The 7,959-nt window shown below is 54.3% G+C and carries 7 protein-coding genes and 1 tRNA gene; 7 read left to right on the top strand and 1 reads right to left on the bottom strand.

The genetic code is table 11. The annotated features are described in order from the left end of the window. The 4 genes from ABWO67_RS17990 to ABWO67_RS18005 all read left to right on the top strand — a co-directional run. Positions 1-861: AMP-binding protein (locus ABWO67_RS17990; protein WP_353154286.1), on the top strand; the 861-nt coding region annotated here is incomplete at its 5' end. A gap of 46 nt (positions 862-907) precedes the next feature. Next, positions 908-1,699: a crotonase/enoyl-CoA hydratase family protein gene (locus tag ABWO67_RS17995; protein WP_353154289.1), complete on the top strand. Its 792-nt coding sequence runs from the start codon at positions 908-910 to the stop codon at positions 1,697-1,699. 33 nt (positions 1,700-1,732) lie between these two features. After that, a complete protein-coding gene (locus tag ABWO67_RS18000; protein ID WP_353154292.1) occupies positions 1,733-3,004 on the top strand; it encodes an ABC transporter substrate-binding protein in 1,272 nt (423 codons plus the stop codon). Between the two features lie 63 nt (positions 3,005-3,067). Further along, the gene (locus ABWO67_RS18005) at positions 3,068-4,531 is read left to right on the top strand and encodes a phytoene desaturase family protein (RefSeq protein WP_353154294.1); all 1,464 of its coding nucleotides are present in this window, start codon (positions 3,068-3,070) and stop codon (positions 4,529-4,531) included. Positions 4,532-4,543: 12 nt separating this feature from the next. Here ABWO67_RS18005 and ABWO67_RS18010 read toward each other — a convergent pair whose 3' ends face one another. Next, entirely contained in the window at positions 4,544-5,245 is a 702-nt protein-coding gene (locus ABWO67_RS18010) for a metallophosphoesterase (RefSeq protein ID WP_353154297.1), read from the bottom strand. A 152-nt stretch (positions 5,246-5,397) separates the two neighbouring features. Here ABWO67_RS18010 and ABWO67_RS18015 point away from each other — a divergent pair, with 152 nt between their 5' ends. The 3 genes from ABWO67_RS18015 (at position 5,398) to ABWO67_RS18025 (ending at position 7,959) form a co-directional block, all read left to right on the top strand. Continuing rightward, a complete protein-coding gene (locus tag ABWO67_RS18015) occupies positions 5,398-6,603 on the top strand; it encodes an AI-2E family transporter (RefSeq protein ID WP_502930050.1) in 1,206 nt (401 codons plus the stop codon). A 107-nt stretch (positions 6,604-6,710) separates the two neighbouring features. Further along, positions 6,711-7,775, top strand: coding sequence for an AI-2E family transporter (locus ABWO67_RS18020; RefSeq protein WP_353154301.1), 1,065 nt, complete (start codon positions 6,711-6,713; stop codon positions 7,773-7,775). Between the two features lie 108 nt (positions 7,776-7,883). Next, a tRNA-Thr gene (locus tag ABWO67_RS18025) sits at positions 7,884-7,959 on the top strand.

Consider the following 7,959-nt stretch of genomic DNA (forward strand, 5'->3'; position numbering starts at 1 on the left):
ATCGTGATGCCCGGAGCCAACCTGAAAGGTGATGCCCTTTATCGTCTGTGCGAATCCGAAGGCGTCAGCATATCCGCCGGGGTGCCATCGGTATGGCAAGGACTGCTCGATCACACAGAAGAAAAAGGCCTTGCCTTCAGCACGCTCAGGCGCGCCATCATTGGCGGCGCAGCCTGCCCGGCTCATATGATTCTGGCGTTTGCACGTATCAACGTGGCCGTGCGGCACGCATGGGGCATGACAGAGGTTTCTCCGCTGGGAACGGTGTGCACGTTGATGCCGGAGCACAAGTCACTGTCAGCCGAAGAACAGCAAACCGTCTTGTCTTCGCAAGGCCGCCCTTTGTTCGGCGCCGAATTCAAGATCGTCGATGAAAACGGGAACGGCCTGCCTCACGATGGTGTCAGCACCGGCGACCTGATGGTCAAGGGCAATTGGGTCATCAACAACTATTACCGGCAAACGGAATCGGCACTGGCCAACGGCTGGTTCCATACCGGCGATGTCGCCACCATCGATAAGCTCGGCTACTTGCGCATCACGGACAGAAGCAAAGATGTCATCAAATCCGGAGGCGAATGGATTTCTTCGATCGACATCGAAAACATTGCGATGGAACACCCCGATGTGCGGATCGCGGCCTGCATAGCCCAGAAACACGAAAAATGGGGAGAAAGGCCTTTGCTGATCATAGTAAGGAAGCCGTCGGCCACAGTCGCTGCTGCCGACATCCTTAAAGTGTTCACTAACCGTATCCCTAAATGGTCAATCCCCGACGAGGTGAGGTTCATCGACGACATGCCAATGACCGCAACAGGGAAGCTGCAAAAAAACGCATTGCGGAAATTATTTGAAAACTGAATTCAACAAGTTCGTCTTAAGCAAGCAGAAGCAATCTGGAGTCCATATGTCAACGCCGTACCTTAAAACACATGAAATCGATCAAATAGGGGTGATCACGCTTAACAGGGAAAGCAAACGCAACGCCCTCGACGAAAGCGCGATTGCAGAAATCGATCACTACTTTTCCAATATTCCACCCCACATCCGGGTCATTGTCATGGCGGCCCAAGGCGACCACTTTTGCGCCGGGCTTGACTTGAAGGAACACCACGATCAAGAGCGCAGCGCGGTTGACTTTCTTCGGGTCTGCCAGGGCTGGCATCGGGCCTTCGACAAGATACAGCACGGGGGCATCCCGGTCATTGCCTGCCTTCAGGGCGCAGTCGTGGGCGGCGGTCTGGAGCTGGCAAGCGCCGCTCATATCCGGGTGGCTGACATAAGCACCTACTTTTCCTTGCCGGAAGGAACCCGAGGCATCTTTACCGGCGGAGGCGCCACGGTAAGAACCGCAAAAATCATTACCCCTAACCGCATGGTGGAAATGATGCTGACAGGACGGGTGATGGATGTGCAGGAAGGCTTGCGCCTGGGCCTGGCCCATTACGTGTGCAACAGTCCGGAAAACCCCGAATCCGCTTACGAATTCGCCTTGTCACTGGCAACAAAAATAGCGGGCAATGCACCGCTTTCAAACTACGCGATTGTCAGCTCTATCAACAAAATATCCGACATGTCAGCGACCGATGGCTTATTTGCAGAAGGCCTAATGGCAGCAGTGGTACAGACCGGCAACGATGTTCAGCGCCGGCTTAATGATTTCGTCAATAAAAGAGCCCATAAGGTCAAACCAACTTGATTTGCAGCAACCCTAACACCAAGAGGAGACAACATGAATAAAAACAATCATTCAACAATACACATGAGCCGCCCAACCATGGAGACTCGCATGACACGCATCGCCACGTTATTGCTGGGGTGTACCGTCGCACTATCGATGCTGTCCGCGCAGGCGCAGGAAACCTTAACGCCTCGCATCGGCGTACTGACTGACATGTCCGGGACATATTCCGATATCGCCGGCAAAGGTTCAGTTGTTGCCGCCCAGATGGCGGTAGAGGACTTTGCAGCCCGACACCCCGAGGTCAAGGCTGATGTGGTTTCGGCCGACCATCAAAACAAAACCGATGTAGGCTTGTCTATCGCGCGCAGCTGGATCGACAACGACCACGTGGACGTCATTGCCGAGCTGACCACCTCATCAGTCGCGCTCGCGACACAACGGCTGGTGACAGAAAAGGACAAGCTCATGCTGATTACCGGCGCAGGCTCATCCGATATGACCGGCAAAGGCTGCACGCCCAATAGCATCAGTTGGGTGTATGACACCTACGCGATGGCAAATGGCACCGGGCGCGCCGTAGTGCGGGAAGGCGGCAAAAACTGGTTCATGATTACGGTGGACTATGCATTTGGTGAAGCACTTGAACGCGATGCAGTCAAGTCGGTGATTGCGGAGGGCGGCACTATTGTTGGATCGGCACGTCATCCGCTTAGTTCGCCTGACCTGTCTTCACAAATTTTCGCGGCCATTTCATCCAAGGCGCAAATAGTCGGCCTGGCCCATGCGGGCGGCGACCTTATCACTACGATCAAACAGGCCAAAGAATTTGGCCTGACTAAAGGTTCGCAGAACTTGGCTGCATTGCTCATCTATATTTCCGATGTGCATGCCATAGGCCTGGATGCCGCACAGGGCCTGTACCTCACGACCGCGTTCTACTGGGATCGCAACGAGGCATCCCGCGAATGGTCGAAACGATACTTCGAACGCACACAGCGGATGCCGACCATGGCCCAGGCTGGGGTTTACTCGTCAGTGATGCATTACCTGAAAGCCGTGCAGGAAACCAAGACAACTGACACGGGAACGGTCCGTAAAAAAATGGGCGAGACCCCAGTGAACGATATGTTCGTAAGCGATGGCGTGATTCGCGCGGACGGGCGCATGATGAACGACCTTTATCTTGCTCAAGTCAAAACACCGGAAGAGTCCAAGTATCCCTGGGATTACTACAAGATTGTGGGAACCATCAAAGCCAAAGATGCATTTCGCTCCGAAGCGGATAGCGAATGCACTTTGCTGCGTAAGGGCGGCGCCTGAACACTGTCCCGGCGTAGTAAGCTGCACCCAATACACTAACTACAGCTTATTGGAGTTCAGATTATGAGTCCGGACAAGGTTGCCATTATCGGCGGAGGGGTTTCCGGCCTGGCGGCTGGAATCCGCCTGGCCCGCCAGGGATTCGACGTCAGCTTGTTCGAGGCCCAAGGCACGCTTGGCGGCTGCTGCTCAACAACAGCGATTGACGGTTTCACCTTCAACAATGGCGCCATGTTTGTGGCCGTCCCGCGTCTTCTGGAGCATGCTTTCGCACAGCTTGGCCTTGACCGCAAATCGCTACTGCCATTGCGCCGAATCAGCGCTCCCCAAGCGGCGTTTCTGCCGGACGGTACGTCAGTCGCTTTTGGCCCAGGGCGCTCGGTACGTATTGAAGGCCGAAATGGCGCGGCACGCACCGCAGTGCTCGCATCGGAAATCGACCAATGCGTCGCCAAATGGCGCCCTCTGCTTCAAATATTCACCGATGACCTGTTAACTCAGCCATTATCCCTTCCTCGCGTCATTGCCAAAGCCTGGCGTCATCTGCCCAAGCTTAGAGGCAGCCTTGCTGCCGAACTTCATCGCCAATTCAGTGATCCTGAAGCACGTGCAGCCGTATCCGCCGTGACGCTATATACCGGCCTCCCACCCGAGCGCACACCAGTTTTTCAGATCGTAGGTTTTGTTTCCATGCTGGAAGACGGTCTCTACCTGCCTGAGGGCGGAATGGGCGCGATCAGTGATGTCATGCACAAAGCCTTCCTGGATCTGGGCGGCAAAGTCCACACAGACACGCGTGTCGAGAAAATCAAGGTGGAAGACGGGCAGGTACGTGCACTAATTCTGGAAAGAAAGGAAGAGGTGCCAGTCAGCGCTGTGATCTCGACGGCCAGCGGCATGGCGACATTTACCGAACTGATTGAACCGGCAAGTGTCCCCTCTGCAATGAAGCGTCGCGTACGACATGCGCCACTTTCACACAGGGCACTGAGCGTGCAGTTAGGGCTGGCGAATCACTTGCAACCGTCAGCCCATTCTGTAAACCACGTCCCGCTGATTGAAGAACAGCATCTAATGCTTGCCCCTCAGCCAGTTGGGACCGAGTGGCTGAGCTACACCGTTCCAACACTGACTATGCCAGAACTGGCTCCCGAAGGCGGGAGCATTATCGAGATGTTCACCGCCGTCGATCAAAACCAGCCGTTGGCGTTTTGGGATACAGCAGCCAAGCAGGCTGCAGCCGATGCCGCCATAGAAGCGCTAGCCCGTCACCTACCGCTGGATATCGCCGTCAGGCGAATCACAAGCCCGAAAGACTATGCCCAACGCATGAACTTGTACGAAGGCGCCGTATACGGCCTGTCGCCAGCGGCCAGGCCTAACCAGCAATTCCCCCGTGAGTCACCCATTGCAGGCCTGTTCCTGGCAGGCCAAACAACCTACCCCGGTTTCGGCGTTGCGCCTTCTTTGTTCTCTGGCATATTCGCTGCTAACGCATTGAGCAAGCATATAAGCGGAACAAGGTAGGCGGTGCACGCCTCATGCAAATGCATCAACGCTGAGCGTTTCAAGGTTCAATAATGTGAATCGACCCTCGTCTAGCCAGCCGCCAGTGTCTATATGGTAAACATTGCCCAGAATGGTTGGCTGCTCCAACGGTGTATGACCGACCACTACAGCACGAATACCATCAATGCTCGAACGATCCATGTTGATAATGCGACGTCGCGACCACAAACAGGTCTCTTGCGTGCTCGTCAGCAGGGCCTCTGTTATTGGATTTTCGAGCAAAACATGAAGTTGCTGCCAATCAGTCACCGGACAATCGGCATGCACAATGCCCACCGTCCCCTGCGACGTTTCAATTTCGATAACCAGCGGCAACTGCTGAAATATAGCGGCAAATCGCTGCTGCTCGCTTGGCGCCATATCCATGAACCAGTCGCCTCCGTTCGCGCTATACATCGCTATGCTGACCGGACTGGCGCAAGCGTAGCGAATGGCGGTGTCTTCATGATTGCCGCGCACCGCGTGAAACCATGGCTTGGCAAGCCAATCAAGCGCCAGCGCCGACTCTGTTCCGCGATCAACCAAATCACCTACGCTGAACAAGCGATCCGCGTAGGCGTCAAACCCGGCACCATCAAGAAAGGTCTGTAGTCGCGAGAAGCAGCCATGGATATCGCCAATCGCAAAATCTCTACCCTTTATGTTGCGCCCATGCCGCTGGATGATGTTCACGCCTGCCCCTCGAGAAACTCAAAGTCCAAGACTGCCTCACTTCAAGGCGGACTGTAGTATCCAGTTACTTCCGCCCAGTGGATTCCCCTGTATTCTTCACCAAATCGAAAAATAAAAACTGATAGTACAGGACAGCTTATCAGGGGCCGATGATGGATACGACGAAGTCTAGAACACCCTCCCCAGAAGCGCCACCCGCCACAGAAGATCAGCCTGCGGTGGAATCTCAAAAACCCGCTCTTACCAGCGGTCTGCTGCCCGAGACAAAGCCGCGTGTGAACGCAGGAGGCGCGGCACTGACCATTTTGGCAGTTATCGCGTTTGTCTTCGCCTTACAGTGGGCACAGGAATTTTTCATTCCGTTGACCTTCGGCATCCTGATCGCATACACCTTGAATCCACTTGTTGTATGGCTGGAACGCCGCAAAGTTCCCAGAGTCATTGGCACAAGTCTGGTCATGCTGGCCCTGTTCGGTTCGGCTTCCATTGTCTTTACATCGGTATACACCCAGGCTGAGGCGATTGTCGACGAACTGCCTATAGCGACTTACAAGCTTAATAGCGCTCTTAAACGAGCCGGCACCGGCGAGCTTGGTACACTGGACAAGCTTCGCAGCGCCGCTGAGGCATTGAAAAATGCGGGGAGCACCGACGACAAAGCCGACCCGAAAGTGTCAGCGGAATCGGCAGCGGCGGTAAGCCTGCCTGATTTCAATTTGAATGAATGGTTGTGGGCAGGATCGGTAAGCGCAGCAGCATTTACCGGAAAAATGACCATGGTCGTATTTTTGATATTTTTTGCCCTGCTCTCTGGCGACACCTTCAAACGCAAGCTGGTCAAACTGACTGGGCCGTCACTATCCAACAAGAAGATTACCGTCCAGATACTGGATGACATCAACACCTCGATTCAAAAGTATATGTTCATGCTTTTGATTACGAATATTCTCCTGGGGCTGGTCACATGGGGCGTATTGCACTGGATAGGGCTTGAAAACCCGGGCGCCTGGGCCGTCGCCGCCGGACTGCTGCATATCATTCCCTACTTTGGATCGCTGATTGCGGCTGTAGCAACCGGTTTTGCAGCCTTTTTGCAGTTTGAGTCCTTCTCGATGATGCTCCTGGTCGTTGCGGCAACGCTGGCAATCGCGTCAATAGTCGGTACTCTGGTCACTACCTGGATGACCGGGCGGATAGCAAAAATGAATGCTATGGCCGTGTTTGTTGCGCTACTATTCGGCGGCTGGCTGTGGGGCGTATCAGGCTTATTGCTATGCGTGCCGGTTATTGTCGTCCTGAAAGTAATTTCTGAGCACATCGAAGGAATGCAATCCATTGCTGAGCTGCTGGGTGAATAAGCGACGTTTTGCATAGCACTACCAAACGTCGGACCGTTTTTGGTCGTAGATAAAATGCCGCGCCGGGAATCTGCCGGCGTGACGTGCCTCGATATTCTGGATAATGGATGAATAACTCCAATCTTTATTTCCGTACCTTTTTGCTATTGCTCGCCGCCGTTACCGTTGCGTTCATCTGGGTTTTGCTACCTTACTATGGCGCCATTTTCTGGGGCACGATACTCGCCATCGTGTTCTCGCCGCTACATAGACGCCTCCTGGCGAAAATGCGCGGACGCCCTAACCTCGCGGCCTTTACCACCCTACTGATCATTATCCTGATGGTCATTATTCCGCTCATCTTGATTACTGGCGCGCTGTTGCAGGAAGGCGCAAATGTCTACAACCGCATGAGCACCGGCGAACTGAACCTGGGCGATTATTTCGAACAAATCGTCAGCGCCCTGCCCCCATCGGTGCACGAACTACTTAACCGCTTTGGTATCGGCGACGTTTTCAGCTTGCGTGAAAAACTGTCCGCCGGCGCACTGCAAGGCAGCAAATTCCTGGCAACCCAAGCCGTCAACGTCGGACAAAATACATTCGAATTCCTGATCGGCATGGGCGTCATGCTTTACATCCTGTATTTCCTTCTGCGCGATGGCGCTAACCTGGCGCGCCATAGCAAACAGTTGATACCGCTTAGCGAGGACCACAAACAACATCTATTCCGCAAGTTCGCCACCGTTGTCCGCGCAACCGTCAAAGGCAATATTGCGGTTGCCATCACGCAAGGCTCGCTAGGCGGCCTCATGTTCTGGTTCCTGGGCATACAAGGCGCTTTGTTATGGGGTGTACTCATGACCTTCCTGTCCCTGCTTCCTGCGGTGGGCGCGGCTTTGATCTGGGCGCCAGTAGCGATCTACTTCCTGGTCACCGGCGCCGTCTGGCAAGGCATTACCTTGACGCTTTTCGGCGTCATCGTCATTGGCTTGGTTGATAACATTTTGCGGCCTTTGCTAGTCGGAAAAGACACCAAAATCCCTGACTACGTCATCTTGATCTCTACCCTGGGCGGACTATCGGTATTCGGCTTGAACGGATTCGTCATTGGGCCGCTGTTTGCAGCCCTGTTCATCGCCTGCTGGGATCTATTCCCCTCGGCGATACGCATGAACCAGGAAGAAGACTGACACATCGATAGCGCCGCTAGTATGCAACACTCGGCACAAGAATATGTATAATAATGGGCTTGGTAGGGGCCGGGGTCGCGTTTAGCGGCCTTTGTTTATGCCTAGAAAGCCGATGTAGCTCAGTTGGTAGAGCAGCGCATTCGTAATGCGAAGGTCGGGGGTTCGACTCCTCTCATCGGCACCA

The sequence above is a fragment of the Pollutimonas bauzanensis genome, from assembly GCF_040393045.1.
GTDB classification, from domain to species: Bacteria; Pseudomonadota; Gammaproteobacteria; order Burkholderiales; family Burkholderiaceae_B; genus Pollutimonas; species Pollutimonas bauzanensis_A.

Excerpts from the sequence above, each read along its gene's own strand:
- ABWO67_RS17995 (WP_353154289.1), top strand. The coding sequence starts at position 908 with ATGTCAACGCCGTACCTTAAAACACATGAAATCGATCAAATAGGGGTG.
- ABWO67_RS18000 (WP_353154292.1), top strand. The coding sequence starts at position 1,733 with ATGAATAAAAACAATCATTCAACAATACACATGAGCCGCCCAACCATG.
- ABWO67_RS18005 (WP_353154294.1), top strand. The coding sequence starts at position 3,068 with ATGAGTCCGGACAAGGTTGCCATTATCGGCGGAGGGGTTTCCGGCCTG.
- ABWO67_RS18015 (WP_502930050.1), top strand. The coding sequence starts at position 5,398 with ATGGATACGACGAAGTCTAGAACACCCTCCCCAGAAGCGCCACCCGCC.
- ABWO67_RS18020 (WP_353154301.1), top strand. The coding sequence starts at position 6,711 with ATGAATAACTCCAATCTTTATTTCCGTACCTTTTTGCTATTGCTCGCC.